The sequence below is a fragment of the Roseivirga sp. BDSF3-8 genome (assembly GCF_041449215.1).
Lineage (GTDB): Bacteria > Bacteroidota > Bacteroidia > Cytophagales > Cyclobacteriaceae > JBGNFV01.
In genome coordinates this window covers 882,897-900,000 of sequence record NZ_JBGNFV010000001.1, presented here as the reverse complement: position 1 = coordinate 900,000, position 17,104 = coordinate 882,897, and the positions used below count along the sequence as shown (strand labels likewise).

At 44.4% G+C, this 17,104-nt stretch carries 13 protein-coding genes, 2 rRNA genes and 1 pseudogene (1 of these 16 running past the window's edge); 14 read left to right on the top strand and 2 right to left on the bottom strand.

Annotated elements, in window-relative coordinates:
- The 10 genes and pseudogenes from AB9P05_RS03545 to AB9P05_RS03500 all read left to right on the top strand — a co-directional run.
- Positions 1-1,252: ribosomal RNA gene (locus tag AB9P05_RS03545) — 23S ribosomal RNA — on the top strand; it begins 1,633 nt to the left of the window's first position.
- Positions 1,253-1,319: 67 nt separating this feature from the next.
- Positions 1,320-1,431, top strand: a 5S ribosomal RNA gene (gene rrf, locus AB9P05_RS03540).
- Positions 1,432-1,888: 457 nt separating this feature from the next.
- Complete coding sequence (locus AB9P05_RS03535; protein WP_371907435.1) at positions 1,889-2,965, top strand: DUF6268 family outer membrane beta-barrel protein; 1,077 nt, start codon at positions 1,889-1,891, stop codon at positions 2,963-2,965.
- A gap of 72 nt (positions 2,966-3,037) precedes the next feature.
- A pseudogene (locus AB9P05_RS03530) lies at positions 3,038-3,265 on the top strand (BatA domain-containing protein); the annotation flags it as partial.
- 72 nt (positions 3,266-3,337) lie between these two features.
- Complete coding sequence (locus tag AB9P05_RS03525; protein ID WP_371911383.1) at positions 3,338-5,059, top strand: hypothetical protein; 1,722 nt, start codon at positions 3,338-3,340, stop codon at positions 5,057-5,059.
- A 1-nt stretch (position 5,060) separates the two neighbouring features.
- Positions 5,061-6,344 (top strand): dihydroorotase family protein, encoded by a 1,284-nt coding sequence (locus AB9P05_RS03520; protein ID WP_371907434.1) that lies wholly within the window; start codon positions 5,061-5,063, stop codon positions 6,342-6,344.
- Complete coding sequence (locus tag AB9P05_RS03515; protein WP_371907433.1) at positions 6,337-6,861, top strand: DUF4199 domain-containing protein; 525 nt, start codon at positions 6,337-6,339, stop codon at positions 6,859-6,861. Before AB9P05_RS03520 ends, AB9P05_RS03515 begins: the two co-directional genes overlap by 8 nt.
- Positions 6,858-7,397 (top strand): DUF4199 domain-containing protein, encoded by a 540-nt coding sequence (locus AB9P05_RS03510; RefSeq protein ID WP_371907432.1) that lies wholly within the window; start codon positions 6,858-6,860, stop codon positions 7,395-7,397. The genes AB9P05_RS03515 and AB9P05_RS03510 overlap by 4 nt, the downstream gene beginning before the upstream one ends.
- 5 nt (positions 7,398-7,402) lie before the next feature.
- Positions 7,403-8,368 (top strand): glycosyltransferase family 2 protein, encoded by a 966-nt coding sequence (locus AB9P05_RS03505; RefSeq protein ID WP_371907431.1) that lies wholly within the window; start codon positions 7,403-7,405, stop codon positions 8,366-8,368.
- A gap of 3 nt (positions 8,369-8,371) precedes the next feature.
- Complete coding sequence (locus AB9P05_RS03500; protein WP_371907430.1) at positions 8,372-9,367, top strand: glycosyltransferase family 2 protein; 996 nt, start codon at positions 8,372-8,374, stop codon at positions 9,365-9,367.
- Between the two features lie 4 nt (positions 9,368-9,371).
- Here AB9P05_RS03500 and AB9P05_RS03495 read toward each other — a convergent pair whose 3' ends face one another.
- Positions 9,372-10,145: a class I SAM-dependent methyltransferase gene (locus tag AB9P05_RS03495; protein WP_371907429.1), complete on the bottom strand. Its 774-nt coding sequence runs from the start codon at positions 10,143-10,145 to the stop codon at positions 9,372-9,374.
- 169 nt (positions 10,146-10,314) lie between these two features.
- Between AB9P05_RS03495 and AB9P05_RS03490 the strand changes: the two genes are divergently transcribed.
- The 4 genes from AB9P05_RS03490 (at position 10,315) to AB9P05_RS03475 (ending at position 14,926) form a co-directional block, all read left to right on the top strand.
- A complete protein-coding gene (locus tag AB9P05_RS03490; protein WP_371907428.1) occupies positions 10,315-11,634 on the top strand; it encodes an efflux RND transporter periplasmic adaptor subunit in 1,320 nt (439 codons plus the stop codon).
- Positions 11,631-12,983, top strand: coding sequence for an ABC transporter permease (locus tag AB9P05_RS03485; protein WP_371907427.1), 1,353 nt, complete (start codon positions 11,631-11,633; stop codon positions 12,981-12,983). Before AB9P05_RS03490 ends, AB9P05_RS03485 begins: the two co-directional genes overlap by 4 nt.
- Positions 12,976-14,466 carry a TolC family protein gene (locus tag AB9P05_RS03480; protein ID WP_371907426.1) on the top strand — a complete coding sequence of 497 codons (1,491 nt, stop codon included), beginning with the start codon at positions 12,976-12,978 and terminating at the stop codon, positions 14,464-14,466. The genes AB9P05_RS03485 and AB9P05_RS03480 overlap by 8 nt, the downstream gene beginning before the upstream one ends.
- A gap of 226 nt (positions 14,467-14,692) precedes the next feature.
- Positions 14,693-14,926: a hypothetical protein gene (locus tag AB9P05_RS03475; RefSeq protein WP_371907425.1), complete on the top strand. Its 234-nt coding sequence runs from the start codon at positions 14,693-14,695 to the stop codon at positions 14,924-14,926.
- Positions 14,927-14,983: 57 nt separating this feature from the next.
- On the opposite strand, the gene AB9P05_RS03470 is transcribed toward AB9P05_RS03475, so the two are convergent.
- Positions 14,984-17,002, bottom strand: a complete 2,019-nt coding sequence (locus AB9P05_RS03470; RefSeq protein ID WP_371907424.1) for an OmpA family protein — start codon at positions 17,000-17,002, stop codon at positions 14,984-14,986.
- Positions 17,003-17,104: the final 102 nt, after the last annotated feature.

The following is a 17,104-nucleotide window of genomic DNA, read 5'->3' as shown; positions in this document are numbered from 1 at the left end:
TACCGTAAACCGACACAGGTAGTCAAGGAGAGAATCCTGAGGTGCTCGAGTGATTCATGGCTAAGGAACTAGGCAAAATGACCCTGTAACTTCGGGAGAAGGGGTGCTTCCTCATCTTCGGATGAGAAGCCGCAGTGAAAAGATCCAGGCGACTGTTTAACAAAAACACAGGGCTATGCGAAATCGAAAGATGCAGTATATAGCCTGACACCTGCCCGGTGCCGGAAGGTTAAGGGGGGACGTTAGCGTAAGCGAAGCGTTGAACTGAAGCCCCGGTAAACGGCGGCCGTAACTATAACGGTCCTAAGGTAGCGAAATTCCTTGTCGGGTAAGTTCCGACCTGCACGAATGGTGCAACGATCTGGATACTGTCTCAGCCATGAGCTCGGTGAAATTGTAGTCGCGGTGAAGATGCCGCGTACCCGCAACGGGACGGAAAGACCCCATGAACCTTTACTATAGCTTCACATTGACATTGGGTAAATGATGTGTAGGATAGGCGGGAGACTTTGAAGCAGTGTCGCCAGGCATTGTGGAGTCGTCCTTGAAATACCGCCCTTTATTTACTTGATGCCTAACCTGTTCGCAGGGACAGTGTGTGGTGGGTAGTTTGACTGGGGTGGTCGCCTCCTAAAAAGTAACGGAGGCTTTCAAAGGTACCCTCAGCACGTTTGGTAACCGTGCGCAGAGTGTAATAGCATAAGGGTGCTTGACTGTGAGACTCACAAGTCGATCAGGGTCGAAAGACGGATATAGTGATCCGGTGGTTCCGCATGGAAGGGCCATCGCTCAAAGGATAAAAGGTACTCTGGGGATAACAGGCTGATCTCCCCCAAGAGCTCACATCGACGGGGAGGTTTGGCACCTCGATGTCGGCTCGTCACATCCTGGGGCTGGAGAAGGTCCCAAGGGTTGGGCTGTTCGCCCATTAAAGTGGCACGCGAGCTGGGTTCAGAACGTCGTGAGACAGTTCGGTCCCTATCTGTTGCGGGCGTTAGAAGCTTGAGAGGGTCTGACCTTAGTACGAGAGGACCGGGTTGGACAGACCGCTGGTGTACCAGTTGTACCGCCAGGTGCATTGCTGGGTAGCTACGTCTGGCAGGGATAAGCGCTGAAAGCATCTAAGCGCGAAACCCTCCTCGAGATGAGGCTTCTTTAAAGGGACGTTGTAGATGACAACGTAGATAGGCTGCAGGTGTAAAGGCAGAGATGTCATAGCTGAGCAGTACTAATTACCCGTACACTTTCTTGCGCTGACAAATATTTGAGAATTCGGCGAGCTTTCTTTCACAGAATCATGTCTAAAATATTAAAGATTATAAGGTGATTATAGCACCGGTGTCCACCTCTTCCCATTCCGAACAGAGCAGTTAAGCCCGGTTGCGCCGATGGTACTGCAGTAAAATGTGGGAGAGTAGGTCGTCGCCTGATTTTATTATAGAATCCCGTTCCTTAAGGTTCGGGATTTTTTTTGTTTTATACCCTACGGAGTCCGGCCATTGTTCCCTTCTGCCCGCAGGCCTTAAGGCAGGTAATGAAAGCCTGGCTGAACCCTTCCCTTGTTTCATCCTAATTGGCCTGTGACACTCCTGATTAAGCGGTGATGGCCGTACGTATCCCTGCTTCTCTTTACGGGTTATAAACCTCACTGGAGACGGCTTTGAGTTATATCAACACTACTACATTATGCGTGCCCCCAACCTTGTGATATTTTAATTAAAGCATCTAGGGTGAATTACCGAATATGCTGTTTTACCTGGACAGCTTTCTTTGCGTGTAGTATTGAAAATAAACTTACCTGCTTATCGCTTTTTGAAATCTTTTTTTCCTTTTGGTGTTTATCTATATGGCTCAAGTAAGGAACCAAACATTTAACTAAGTCGCAGTGATGATGCCATTATTTTCTGGTCTGTGCCGTATAAATGAAAAAAATATCAGGTGTTATCTGTTTACTTGCCTGATATTCTTCGTTGCACCTCCTCTTAAGGCACAGGTGAAGGCTAAGGATGAAAACCCTGATTCCCTTGTTTATTGTAAGCCTGGCTTGGCAAACTCTCCCAGACCAAAATTTTTTGAGTTAAGTAGGACGAGCTCTTATTTTCATAATGCCAGAGCTAATAATTACCTGACTGAAAGTGAAGAGAGGAAAAGGGTTGTGTCTAATGACCGATTTGAGGCAAAACTCAAATTTCCCCTTTGGATGCACCCCGGATTCAATATGTTTGGAGGGATTGGTTATTCATCAGAAACATACTCTTTTGCCAAGTCAGGTTCGCAAAGAGGAGACAGTGGCTTTCTTTCCAATATTGACGAACAAACACTTAAAGGTGTTTCAGCAAAGATATATGCGACGAAGCCTTTTAAAAGCAATAAATTTTTATTCGCCAAAGTGGGAATTAAGTTTCAGGGAGATTTTCACGAAACCCATAGTCCGGTAAATAGCTATTTGAATTACGACGCTGGATTACTTTACGGGTGGAAATCTTCGGAAGACTTTGTTATGGGGGCTGGAATTGCCGCATCTAACAACTTTGGTAGATTTAGTATATACCCAATTTTTGTTTATCAGCGTAACTTCACAAACAGGATTTCTCTGGAAGCTCTTCTTCCTGCATCGATTAAAGTTAGGTATACAACTTTTGACAGCAGGAATATAATTTATGGGGTATCCGAAGTTAATGGTTCGAATTATCGTATAAATCAACCAGAAATTCTGCCTGGAGCCAATGGAGCTATTGTTTGGCAAAATGCAAATGTAGATGTAAAACTGGGCTACGAGAGAGAAATACACGATTGGCTTTGGTTTACCCTAGAGGCAGGTATCAGACAAAACCTCAGAAGCCGCATTCGATATCCTGAGGCAGACGGCCAAGAGGTTATCCTGGACTGCAATTGGGATCAAAGTATGGTTTTTAAGGCCGGTATATTCTTTGTTCCCCCTAGAAAACTACTGAATAGACATTAATCTAATTTTCAGACCATTCAACATACCTTGCATTTTTTACAGTCGTTAAAAATGTGCTACTTTTATGACTGAATGAGTTTTTTATTCCCACAGGTTTTACTGTACGGATTACCTGCACTTGCTATACCGGTAATCATTCACCTCTTTCACTTAAGAAAGACGCGAAAACTTCAATTTTCCAATACAAGATTCCTCAGGCAGGTACAGGCAAAGAAGAAATCCAGGCTTAATATTAAGCATTGGCTCATCCTGGCTGCCAGATTGTTTTTTTTGTCTTTCCTGATTATTTCATTTGCACAACCCTTTCTTCCTGCAGAATCTGGAGCAGAGCAGGCTAGGATAGTAAGGATGTATATTGATAATTCGCTTAGCATGAGTAACGAACTACCGCAGACAGGTAGTGCGCTTGACAATGCTGTGGTTTATGCAGAACAAATTCTTGATACATACCCTGATAATACCCGTTTTTTAGTATTAACTAATGATTTTGCCCCGTTTTCCAACTTTCCTAAGAGTAGGGAAGCTGTCCGGGAAATTTTGACTGAGCTTACTTATAGTCCTATTCCCAGGACTCTGAGCGAGGTGCTTGGCAGATTTTCAGCCAGGTCTCCCTCCGCTATTTCCCGAGAAGATATCTATTTCATTAGTGATTTTCAGAGCAGTACTCTCGGCCCTGCTACCGGTTTACATGCTGACAGCAGCTACCGGTATTATCTGGTTCCTATGGAGTATACATCTACTTCCAATGTGTTTTTTGACAGTGTGTATCTGGAAACACCTTTTCTCCTTGCAGGAGAAAAGAATGCGCTAAACGCCATTGTACGAAATGCTGGTACTACTGAAGCCAGTGATGTGATCTTTAAACTTTTTGTAGAAGACCTGCAGGTGGCTAGCGGTAGTGCCACCATACCTGCCGGAGGCACAGAAACAATCTCTTTTCCATTGGGTACAGAGGCTGCTGATATCACAAATACCAGCCGACAGGGGCGGATTAGTTTCGAGGAGTTTCCTGTGACCTTTGATAATGATTTTTATTTTTCTCTGGATATGACTGATCAGGTCAGAATTGTGGAGCTGAATGAATCAGACAATTCTCCTTTTGAAGCTGTTTTTGGTAATGAAAACCTCTTTAATTTTTCTTCATTTGACGTAAGTAATGTTGACTATAATGAGCTTTACAGTGCAGACTTGGTAATTATTTATAAGCCTGAAGCTTTGTCTGACGGCTTGGTGACCTCGCTATCAAATTACAGAGATCAGGGTGGGACATTGCTAATAGTACCAGGCCCGCAATCTCCCCCTTCACAGGTAGCATCATTAGCGGCAAACAGCCCTTTTACGCGGTACGGTGCAGATAGAAGAATGGAGCTATCTTCACCTGATTTGGGGAACCCATTTTATTCAAACATTTTCGAGGGCCGTAATCGTCGTTTCGATATGCCAGAAGCAACCCCGGTACTTAACCTGGGAGCTGCAGGCAATAAATTACTTTCCTTTAAAAATCAGGATACGTTTTTATCAATGATAGAAACTGAAAGCGGAAAGGTGTTTGTCACGGCTGGGCCATTTAGCGAAGACTATTCTGATTTTAGGCGGCACGCGCTCTTTGTTCCAATAATGTACCGGATAGCTTCCCTAAGTAAAAATGACTCGAAAAAGCTTTATTACTCTCTAACCGAAAGAAATGTTATTATACCCATGGACTCTATCGGTGCTGAGGATATAATTCGATTGCAAAATCAGGACGATGAACTGGTGCCGGCACAGCAGTTTACGAATGGACGACTGGTGCTAGATTTGCCAAGATTTAGTATGACTCCGGGATACTATAACCTTACCTTAAGAGACTCTACCCTTAGGGTTTTAGCATTTAATAACAGTCCGGTGGAGAGCTACTTAGACCAGGCAACCGCAACTGAGGTAGCTAGTGGTTTTTTTAATGGGACGAATGTTGAGATATTTGTGCCAGAGGATGCTCAGGCTTTCAGGAAAGCCTTGGAAGCCAGGTTTGATGGCCTGCCATTATGGAAATATGCCCTTGGATTGGCAGTCATATTTTTGCTAGTTGAAATTGCTTTGATCAGACTTCTGTGACATGAATGTACGATTACGAGGTGTAACCATAATTGACCCAGGTTCACAACACCATGGAGAGAAAACCGACCTACATATTTATGATGGTAAAATCTCCTTTGTGGATAGGTCAGTTGATTTCGATCAGGAGATTGGTATGGATGGGCTATGCGTTTCTCCTGGTTGGTTTGATCTGAGAGCCTCTATACCTGATCCGGGCCATGAATATAAAGAAGACTTGTTTTCAGGGGCAGCTTGTGCTGAGGCCGGAGGCTTTTCTGATGTAGTTGTCCTGCCGAATACTGAGCCTGTAATTCAAAGTAAAAATGATATCAGGTATGTTACCACCCGGTACACAGAAGGGCCTGTTAGGCTTCATGCAGCAGGTGCGGTAACAATTAATACAGCCGGTGAGTCACTCACAGAAATGCTTGACATGCACGCAGCAGGGGCCATTGCCTTTACTGACGGAGAAAAACCGATCTGGAATTCAGACATTCTGCTCAAGTCTCTTCAGTACCTGAGTCAGGTAAATGGCGTACTTATGAGCCGCCCCTCTGATAAGTACCTGAGCCTATTCGGCCAAATGCATGAGGGGAAGATTAGTACTATGCTTGGTATGAAAGGAATTCCTGCACTTGCTGAAGAAATTATTATCAGGCGGGACCTTCAATTATTGAGGTATGCAGGAGGACGGCTGCACTTCAGTAATATATCTACGAGTGGAGGTTTGACTCTTATCAAAGAGGCTAAACAGGAAGGTCTGGCCGTAACCTGCGATGTAGCAGTGGCCCAACTGGCCTTTACGGAAGATGCTCTTTTATCCTTTGATACTAATTACAAAGCAGACCCTCCATATAGATCTCAAAAAGACCGACAAGCGCTCCTGGAAGGTGTGGTTAATGGTTCAGTAGATGCGGTGGTGAGCGCTCATACACCACAAGATGAAGAAAGTAAAAAGTGTGAATTTGATCTTTCATCCCCAGGGATAATTAGTTTGCAGACTACCTTCCCTATGTTACTCGGGCAGCTGGGTAGTGATCAGCTGGAGGTGATTGTTGAACGACTAGCCCATGGCCCGCGCAAAGTGCTGGGCATGGAAAGCCTCTCCATAAAAGAAGACAGCTCGGCCTGCCTTACACTATTTAATCCAGAGACCAAGTGGGTTTTTGACAGTACTGCCAATCTCTCCAAATCGCAGAATAGCCCGCTGCTTGGGCAGGAGCTTACAGGTAAGGCCCTGGGAGTTATCAATGGTAATAAAACTTATTTTGACCAGGCAATTCTGATCCAACATCATGATTAAGTCAAAGCCCTTAGTTGGCGTACCTGCTAAATATGGCCTGATTGCTTCAGGCTTTTATATTTTATTGTTCTTCATACTTGCGTATTTTAAAGACAACCCATATGATACGATCAAGTGGGTCGATTTTCTACTAATACCTATTTTTGTGTATTTCTCCATTCGGGAGTTTAAAGTAATACACAACCACCGGGAGCTGCGTTACTGGCAGGGCATGACTCTGGGCTTTATCTGTTATATGGTGATCGCTGTAACAGCCGCTCTGTTTGTGTATGCATATTTTGGGCTGATTGATCCTGAAAATTTTCTGGCCTATAAACAGGAAAAGGTTGATTTAGTCATGTCCCAAAAAGATAAACTCATGGCGGAAATGAGTGAGGAGACTTACCGAAGAACCCTTGAAAATACACGCACTATCACAAAGATAAGCCTCTCATTAGATACGTTTTTGCGTAAAGTATTTACAGGTTTATTTTTAACCATTGTTATTTCAGTTACCCAAAGAACCAAATCACGATGAGCAAGAATCAAAATTCCTTATTGACAGAAGCCGTAAAGTATGGAGCTATCTTTGCTATAGTCTCATTTGTTATTCAACTGGTGCTTTGGGCCGTTGATTATACATATCTTGTATCAGGAGCCTACAATGTACTGCTAATCCTGTGTGCTATCGGAGCTTTCATATGGGCAGGATTACACTACAGGAAATCTATAGGAGGGTACCTCAGTTACGGAAATGCCTACAAATTTCTGATAGTATCAACTGTGGCATTTTTTATTATTGGCATACTACTGAGCTGGATAATGTATAATGTGGTTGACCCTGAATTGCCAGCCATGCTACAGGAAGTACAAATAGAGCAGACTATTGACTTTTTGGAATCCATGAATGCTGATGATGCTATTATTGATCAGAGCATTTCAGATATGGAGAAGCAAGACCTGAGTGATATTCTGCTGTTACTTCAGAGCGCTGCTATTATGATAGTCGTCTTTGCTGTGCTACATTTGCTTTTCGCATTAATAGTGAAAAAGTCCCGACCGGAGTTTGAATAAGTTTTATGTCCGTACAAAAGGATGTGGCAGTGGTGATCCCACTGTTTAACGAAGAAGAAAGTCTGAAAGAGCTGGCCGACTGGATCGTACGGGTGGCAAAGGAAGAAGGGCTATCATATGAAATCATTATGGTGGATGATGGCTCTACGGATAATTCCTGGCAGGTAATTAAAGAACTGCATATGCTTGACCCCGGGGTTCGGGGCATCCGGTTTAACAGAAATTATGGCAAATCGGCGGCATTGCATATCGGCTTCGAAGCCTGCCATGCCAAGGTGGTCATTACCATGGATGCAGACTTACAGGACAGCCCTGATGAGATACCTGAGCTATACAGTATGATCAGCGAGCAGGGGTATGACCTTGTTAGCGGATGGAAGCAAAAACGCTATGATCCGATTAGTAAAACTATCCCCAGTAAATTTTTTAATTACATTACGAGGCTTTTTTCAGGTATTCCTCTACATGACTTTAACTGCGGACTAAAGGCTTATAACGGCCAAGTGGTAAAGAACATTGAGGTATATGGTGAGATGCACCGGTATATCCCTGTGATTGCCAAATGGGCGGGTTTTAAAAATATTGGTGAAAAGGTCGTTCAGCACCGTGCCCGTAAATACGGCGTAACTAAGTTTGGTATTGAACGATTTATTTTCGGCTTTCTTGATCTGCTTAGCATCACTTTCGTATCCCGTTTTCGTAAGCGGCCAATGCATTTTTTCGGATCCATGGGTACGCTCTCCTTTTTAGCAGGTCTTTTAATAACTGTATGGGTCATCGGAGAGAAAATATACAAGTTAGCCTTGCATCTGCCTGCCCGGGACGTAGTAGATCAGCCTTTGTTCTTCTTAGCCTTAGTGGCGCTAATCATTGGTACCCAATTATTTCTTGCTGGTTTCCTGGCGGAGATGATCATCACAAACTCTGATAAGAAAACCGATTACTTGGTAATAGAAAAAATCGGTAGCTAACCGATGAAGTTTTCTATTATCATACCGGTCTACAATCGTCCGGAGGAGGTAGATGAGCTATTGGGTAGCCTAACCCGGCAAAGCTATAGTCAATTTGAAGTACTGGTAATTGAAGATGGCTCTGAAAGGGAGTGCCGGGGGGTAGTATCAAAGTATAAAGACAGGCTCGACATTATTTATTACCGCAAAGAAAACACAGGCCAGGGTTTTACGCGGAACTACGGTTTTGAACGTGCCAGTGGCGATTACTTTGTGATCTTTGATTCTGATTGTCTGATCCCCCCGCATTATTTGCAGGCTGCTGAAAAAGCCATATCCACAAGGGGGCTTGATTTGTATGGAGGACCTGATCAAGCCCACGATAGCTTCACAGATATACAGAAGGCTATAAGCTATTCCATGACCAGTCTTTATACCACCGGTGGTATCCGTGGGCGTAAAATGCATCTTGGGCCATTTCATCCTCGAAGCTTTAATATGGGGATAAGCCGTGAGGTGTATGATAGAATCGGAGGATTCAGAATTACCCGTATGGGTGAGGATATTGAGTTTAGTATTCGAGCTATAGAAAATGGCTTTAAATCAGGCCTGGTTTCGGATGCTTATGTATTTCATAAACGAAGGACCAGTTTCTCGCAGTTTTATAAACAACTCCACTTTTTTGGGAGGGCCCGAATTAACATAGCCCGTTTTTATCCGGCAGAGTTAAAAGTGGTACACCTTTTTCCGGCAGCTTTCACTCTGGGCTTGTTCTTTTTGCTGGTTAGCTGGTTAATCCATCCATGGCTTTTATATGCAGGATGTACCGCAGTAGGCATATATTTCTTTCTTATTTTCCTAGATGCATTCAAAAAAGAAAAAAGCCTTCGGGTGGCCTCCCTCTCTGTGATTGCAAGTCTGGTGCAATTGGTAGCCTATGGAATCGGTTTTTTAAATGAACTTTCGAAAGGGTGGAAAGATATCCGTAGAAAGAAGCAGGAGCTTAAAGGGTCTTTATAATAAATCAGTCGAGTGTTTTCCGGCAGAAAAATATTGGCTCATCCATAGGTAACCGGAAGCGTTCAGCCAAGACCGGTTCCAGTTCCTTTACGTACCAATCTTCGGTTACCTCAAATCCTCCCTTTCGTAGCCTGTCAGCATAATCTTTTCCATACAGGCGTACATGGTCACTCTGACCAAATGCCTTTTCTCTTTCTTTAGGATCAGTGATGGAGGCATCTTCATAAGTACTGTCCTTCAGGGGGTGAAACAGAGGTATCTGAATAATGGCCCATCCGCCAGGCTTTAGTACGCGATACAGTTCACTCATAGCCATAATATCATCCTCCACATGCTCCATTACATGATTGCAAAAGGCGACATCAAACGTATTATCCTCAAAGGGGATGCTATGGATATCCATTTTCACCTTCGCCAGGGGACTTTCAATGTCACCGGTTATGTAGTCCAGGTTAGGCATTTTCTCAAACCGATGGATGAAGCAATCCTCCGGAGCCACATGCAATACTGTATTTGAGGCGATAAAGAAGTTAGTCTTATTTTTCAGGTAGAGCCAAATAAGGCGATGACGCTCCAGCGACTGGCAGGAAGGACACAGCACATTTGGCCTGGGCACTCTTCCATAGGGTAGAAACTTCCGGAAGGTTGAGTCACAAACCGGACACTCCACATCGTTTCCGGAGTAAAATACTGACAATGTTTTCAATGCGATACCGCTGACGCGCTGAAGGTATTTACGCGGCACATACCGGATGACAAAACTAATTAGACGCTTCATAGAAAATAATTCCGGCCAAATATACGTAATTTTAGGGGGGATACATGCTGTCCCCGTATACCTTACAGGCATTTACCGTTCGCTGATCTAATTGCCCGTTTGTATAAAAAACATTACCCGGCAGGGCCATGAGTGATGTATGACCGCGGCGGATAAATAAATTACACACATGATTAAGTTTTCTACTGGTAATAAGAAGCGTTTACGCTGGATTATTCCTCTTTCTCTTCTTGTGTTGGTTTTACTCGGCTGGCTTGCATATGGCAGGCAGGGAGCAACAGACCGAGAAGAGCTCATTGTCAATGCAAAACGGGGAGAGTTCAGGATAGACATAACTACTACTGGCGAGTTGGAGGCAAAGAACTCCGTAAGAATTACAGGCCCTAATGGACTGCGGATGGCACGGCTATGGCAGGTAAAGATAGATGACCTGATAGATGAGGGTACTATTGTAGAAAAGGGGCAGTATATAGGTAGACTGGACAAGAGCGAATTATCAGACCGCATAAAAAATCTGCAAAATGAATTCCAGCAAAATGAGTCGCAGTATACACAGACCAGATTAGATACTGCGCTGGAGTTAAGACAGGCGCGTAATAACTTGATCGATCTGAAATTTGCTGTGGAGGAAGCTCAACTTAGACTGGACCAGAGCCAGTATGAGCCCCAGGCAACCATCCGTCAGGCTGAACTGGACCTTGATAAAGCCAAAAGGGGACTGACTCAGGCACGGCGTGATTATAATTTGAAAAGAGAAAAGGCTGCTGCCAAAATGAGAGAAGCTGCGGCAAAGCTAGGAGAAACGCAGAACGAACTTACTTTTTTAGAAAAACTGGAAAGTGACTTTGTCATAACTGCTCCAGAGCCCGGAATGCTAATCTACCATAGAGAATTTAATGGTCAAAAACGAGCTAAAGGCGCTGTGATCGGTCCGTGGGACCCTACGGTTGCCACACTTCCTGACCTTACTAAGATGATCTCTAAAACTTATGTGAATGAGGTGGATATCCGGAAGGTAAAGGCCGGGCAGAAAGTAAAGATAGGCCTGGATGCTTTTCCTGAGAAGCAGTATAGTGGTATGGTAAGCCGGGTGGCTAATGTGGGGGAACAAAGGCCTAACTCCGATGCAAAGGTGTTTGAGGTGTCGGTTGAATTGATGGAAACAGATACTACGCTACGTCCGGCCATGACCACCAGCAATGTGATCATTACAGAGGTGATTCCTGATGCCGTATATGTGCCGCTTGAGACGCTGCATAATCAAGGCGATTCACTTACTTATGTATATGCTAAAGAAGGAACCCGCACGATAAGGAAGGAAGTAGCTATAGGAAAAACAAATAGCAACGAGGCTATCATTCTCGGAGGGGTAGAGGAGGGAGACGCTGTATTCCTTTCCGTACCATCAGGTGCTGAGGATGCTTCTCTGGTTGTTCTGGAAGGTAAAGATAATCCAGAGAAGACAGCTCAAACCTCTTCTCGGGAATGAAAGAACGCTGGCTGGCTAATTTTTTTGTAGCGTTAGAAGCTATTATGGCAAATAAGGTGCGTAGCATACTTACAGCACTAGGCATTATTTTCGGTGTGGCGGCAGTTATTGCCATGCTTGCCATAGGTAGAGGAGCGCAGCAGGAAATACTCGAACAGATTAAATTGGTAGGAGTGAATAATATTATTATCACCCCTGTAGTAGAACAGACTGAAGGTGAAGTCCAGGTGAATGACCAGGGTCAGGAGCAGAAAAAGTTTACCCCGGGGCTTACCCTCCTGGATGTACAAAGTATATCTGATATACTTCCTTCCGTAGCTTCAATGAGCCCTGAAGTGGTTCTGGAAACCTATTTCATTTATAATGGCATGCGCCGCACCGGAAAATTGGTGGGTATTTCAAATGATTATTTTGATCAGCAAAACTTTGAGGTAGGACAAGGAAGCATTTTTTCCGAGAGACAGATGGAAAAGGGAGAGCCTGTATGTATTATCGGGTATTCGGTAAAAGCCCGCTTTTTTGCCCAGGAAAACCCGATCGGTAAGCGTATCAAGTGTGGTCCTCACTGGCTTGAGGTGGTAGGTGTGATGGAGGAGCGTATGGCTTCTCAAAAGGCTCTGAAAGACCTAGGCATACGCGATGTAAACATGGATGTATACACGCCTATTAATACCATGCTTATCCGGTATGAGAATCGCGCAAAGGTGACTAGCTCTGAGCTTAAAGCAGGTGCACAGGGGGGAGGCCCTCCGGGCAGTCAACAGCCACAGGCTACCGCTAACCAACAGCCCCAGAATTACCATCAAGTGGACAGGCTGGTGGTGCAGGTAGCCGACTCAAAATACCTTTCTCCTACTGCGGAGGTGCTTAGCCGAATGCTCAAGCGGCGTCACTATGGTGTGGTTGACTACGAGATAACCATTCCGGAGCTACTCTTAAAGCAGGAGCAGCGCACTAAAAAGATATTTAACATGGTGCTCTTTGCTATTGCTGCCATCAGTTTGCTGGTGGGTGGTATTGGTATCATGAATATTATGCTGGCGTCCATCCTTGAGCGCATTCGCGAAATAGGCCTTCGGCTGGCTCTCGGCGCTAAAAAAACAGACATAGTAGTCCAGTTCGTTTTTGAGTCAGTCATGATCAGTGTTACCGGGGGGCTGATAGGTATATTATTGGGAGTCGTGCTTGCGATTATTATATCACGGGTAGCTGATATTCCTACCATTATTTCCGTGGGTTCTATTTTCGTTTCTTTTGGGGTGGCCGCGGGAGTAGGACTGATATTCGGTATAGCTCCTGCAAGAAAAGCAGCAGGACAGAACCCTATCAACTCACTTCGATATGAATAAATTTTTCAGTGTTTTGCTGATCCTGCTAATGGCAGGAATAACTATATGTAAGGCACAGCGGGTGGCAGATAGTACTTCTACCTCCGTACGTACCTATACGCTGGGAGAACTCATCTCTATTGCCCGGGAAAATTCAATAGCAAGCAGGAGGGCTGAAACAATACTGGAAAACCGTTACTGGCAATTTCGCTCGTACCGAGCAGGCTTTTTCCCACAACTTTCACTGGATGGTACCTTACCGGATTTTAACCGCTCAGTAACCCAGGTGCCTCAGCCCGATGGTACGTTTGATTTTATTCCTGTCTCTCAGAATAATTCCATTGTAAACCTGCGGCTAAGTCAGGCAATTGGCCTTACGGGCGGAGAGGTCTTTCTTACAAGTAGCTTGCAGCGGTTTGATAATTTTGAGACAGATACGGCTTATTACAGCGGCAGACCGGTAATTATAGGTCTGCGGCAGCCCTTATTGTCATTCAATAACCTTCAATGGCAGCGGCGCATAGAGCCCATCCGATATGAGGAGTCAAAGAGGGAATATGTGGAAAACATGGAGCAGGTGGCAGTGACTACTTCCGAACGTTTCTTTAACGTGCTTCTGGCTCAGGTAAGTCTGGCTATTGCCGAGAAGAACCTGGCGAATAATGATACACTTTTCCAGATAGCTAAGGGTCGGTTCAGACTAGGTACTATTGCTGAAAATGATCTGCTGCAACTGGAGCTTCAGGTACTAAAGAGCCAGCAGGATCTTGCACAAGCGCGGGTAGATCTTGAAACGAGCACACTTAATCTTCGCAGGTATGTGGGGCTTACTTCCTCCCAGAAACTGGCACTTTCTCTTCCCGCGGAGATTCCCGATTTTGATGTCGATGCTGCAGTGGCTTTGGAGCAGGCCCTTGAAAACCGGCAGGAAGCGCTTGCCTTCCGTAGGCGTACGCTGGAGGCTGAAAGAGACGTTGCAAGGGCCAGAGGGGAAAATGGCTTTAATGCAGATATGTTTGCTACATTTGGTTTAAGTAACCGTGCAGGGGATATCCCGGGTATATATGATCAGCCCCTGGACCAACAAAGCGTTCGTATCGGGTTTGATATTCCAATTATGGATTGGGGCCGTACAAAAGCAATTGTACAAACGGCTGAGGCTAACCTGAAGTTAACCCAATATACTGTGGAGCAGGATAAGCTTAACTTTGAGCAGGAAATATACACCCAAGTACAGCAGTTGCAGTTACTAAGAGAGCAGGTTCGGGTATCGGAACTGGCCGACGAGATTGCCCAAAAGCGGTATGAAATCACAAAGAATCGCTTTCTGATAGGCAAGATTGATATCACGAATCTAAACATTGCCTTGTCAGAGAAGGATAATGCAAAACGCCAGTATATTCAGTCACTCAGAAGCTTCTGGCAAGCTTACTATCAGTTAAGGTTATTAACATTGTATGATTTTCAGTCTAATACGTCTCTCTACATAAAAGACGCCCCATAAACACAGTGTAATTATCCTACTTAATGGCCGCTTTCAAACGATTGCGGCTTTTTTCTTTCTGTAAAAATTATTTTATTCTTAGGAAAGAAATTCTAATGCGTGTACATTCGTGTAAATGATTTAAATGCGGTATATAATTCCGTATTATTTATTTTTTTCAGGAAATTAATTCTTAATTAAAACAATATTAAGGAATTTTATTTCAGTCATATTTGTTTTCGACATCATGAAAGATCTCTTTTATACACAAAAATTCAGACTAAGATTTGATGAGCGTGACCACGTCATCACCGAAATAGATTACGACAAAATCAGGACAGAACTCGATGATAAGTATGAGATAGTGGATATTTCACAGCCTATCATCAGCCATGATGGCGATTATCTAAAGGTTACTTTTCGAATCGCTAAAAAGGAAATGAGTCACATCTATGATGAAGTGATGAGTCCTGTTATTTAACCGTTTCTCTTTATGTTTACCAAATATAGCCGGTGACGATTCAGTTGCCGGCTTTTTTCATTCGTTTTCCTCTGCAGGCCTGTAAATTTCAAATTCTACACGACGATTAAGTCGTTTGTTTTCCTCGGTGGTCTCTTCGACGATAGGCTTCTCGCTGCCATAGCCAATTGCCTCTATACGCTCAGGGTCTATTTGGCCGAACCGAATGATGTAATCTCTTATGGCATCAGCTCTTTCCTGTGAAAGCTTTCGGTTCAGGTCCTCACTTCCGTCAGAATCCGTATGGCCGCTAATTTTCAGGCGAAAATCAGGATTGTCCAGCAGGAAATCAATTACCCTGTCCAGATCAGCAAACATGGCAGGAAGCAAATCGGCTTTTCCATTTTCAAACTCAATAGAGGCAAACTTCATGCGGGTGGAAAGCGGAGTGGCTTTCAGATTTATATCTGTGTCCTCTTCCAGGTAAAAAATCTCTTCTATTCTGAAGTAATCGTCTCCCTGGATGATTAAAAGGTAATTTTTATTACGGATCAGGTCAAACTGGAAAGAGCCATCTGGCCGTAGAAATCTGGGAGCTACCTCTATGCCCTGATCCAGATCAATTACCGAAACGATACCGGTAAGCGGTTCACCTGACAGGGAGTCTGTGAGGGAACCTGAAAAAGTGGTGTTGGCCTCAGGCTGGGCTCCCATTGGCAGAGGAAAGGAGAAAAGATCCAGGTTTTCCATACTGCCTTCATTACCCTTTGCGTAGAAGAGCTCCCGGCTGTCGGAGTCGATCGTAAAATAAAGCTCACTCCCCTGTCCATTTACCAAAGGCCCGATATTTACCGGCTCGGTAAACTGCCCATCCCGGTAATATGCTCTGTAAATATCGAATTCTCCAAAGTTAAGAAGCTGACCTGTGCTGCTGAAATATAAAATGTTGTACTCAGGGTGATAAAATGGACTAGCCTCATTTTGCCGGCTGTTGATCATAGGGCCGGCATTTTTAGCAGGGGACCATGAGCCATCACGCCTTCGGTGGGTATAATAAATATCGGATACACCAAAGCCCCCTATGCGGTCAGAAGCAAAGTATAGGGTGTCGCCGGAGTGGGTAAGGCTCGGGTGAGAATCCCAACCGGAGCTATTGATCTCTCTGCCCATATTTTTCACCTCACCCCATGTGCTATCAGCCTGTAGTTTAGCTGAATATAGGTCACAGTTGCCGTAGCCTTCCGGTGAGTGGCACCGGGCAAAATACATGGTGCGGCCATCGCGGCTGATGATGGCAGACCCCTCATTGTATCGGGTATTTATTTCATTAAAAGCTGAGGCTTTCTGCCAGTCACCGTATTTCTTACTGTAAAACAGGTCTTCATTGACTATAGCGCGAAGGCCTTCGGTGGCGCCGTTGCGTTTGCTGGTAAATAGGAGTGTATTGTTATCTATACTTAAGGTAGGGCCATAATCAGAAGCTCCGGAATTGACCGCATCACCGATATTGAGCAGGATGCCCCTGGGAGGCCGTAGCGTGTCCACACTTTTTCTGAACTCTACCAGTTCATAGTAGTAGTCCAATGGCACATAGTATTGTTTGTCGTTTACCGTAAGTGAGTCGTAGTATAATTCAATGGATTTGATGTCCAGGTCGCTGCGGTGATGTCTTAGTACCAAGCGATACCAGGCTTTTGCCTCTTCCATATCACCAAATAGCTCAGTGAGTTTAGCAAGCCGCCACAGCATTTCCGTATCACGGGAAAAGTTGGCAATGCCAAAGTTCATTACATACGATTTCAATACCGGATACAGGTTTTCGAAATCCTTTTTCCTTTCCAGTTCGTTAATTTGTTTTAATTTCCCCTCGTCCTGGTAGTATTCTACACGGTTTACGTTAGGAAAAGAGAATGCTTCGTAGAACCTGGCACTTTCAGTAGTTTCTGCATGGTCCAGTTTCTGGCCTTTAAAATTTCTCTGCGCCTGGGCGGGTATAATGCACCCTATGCTTAATAGCAAGCCGGTACTGCCCAGTATAAATACTGCAAGGCGCCGAAGAGCAGGGTTTGAGAAGGTTATGAATCGGGTGATAATCATGTAAGCCGATAATTTACCGAAAAATCGGCTAAAAATGCCAGAAGTTGTTTTGGCATGCCTATTGATTCTATAGGTACAATCATTTGAATAGGGGTATCAACC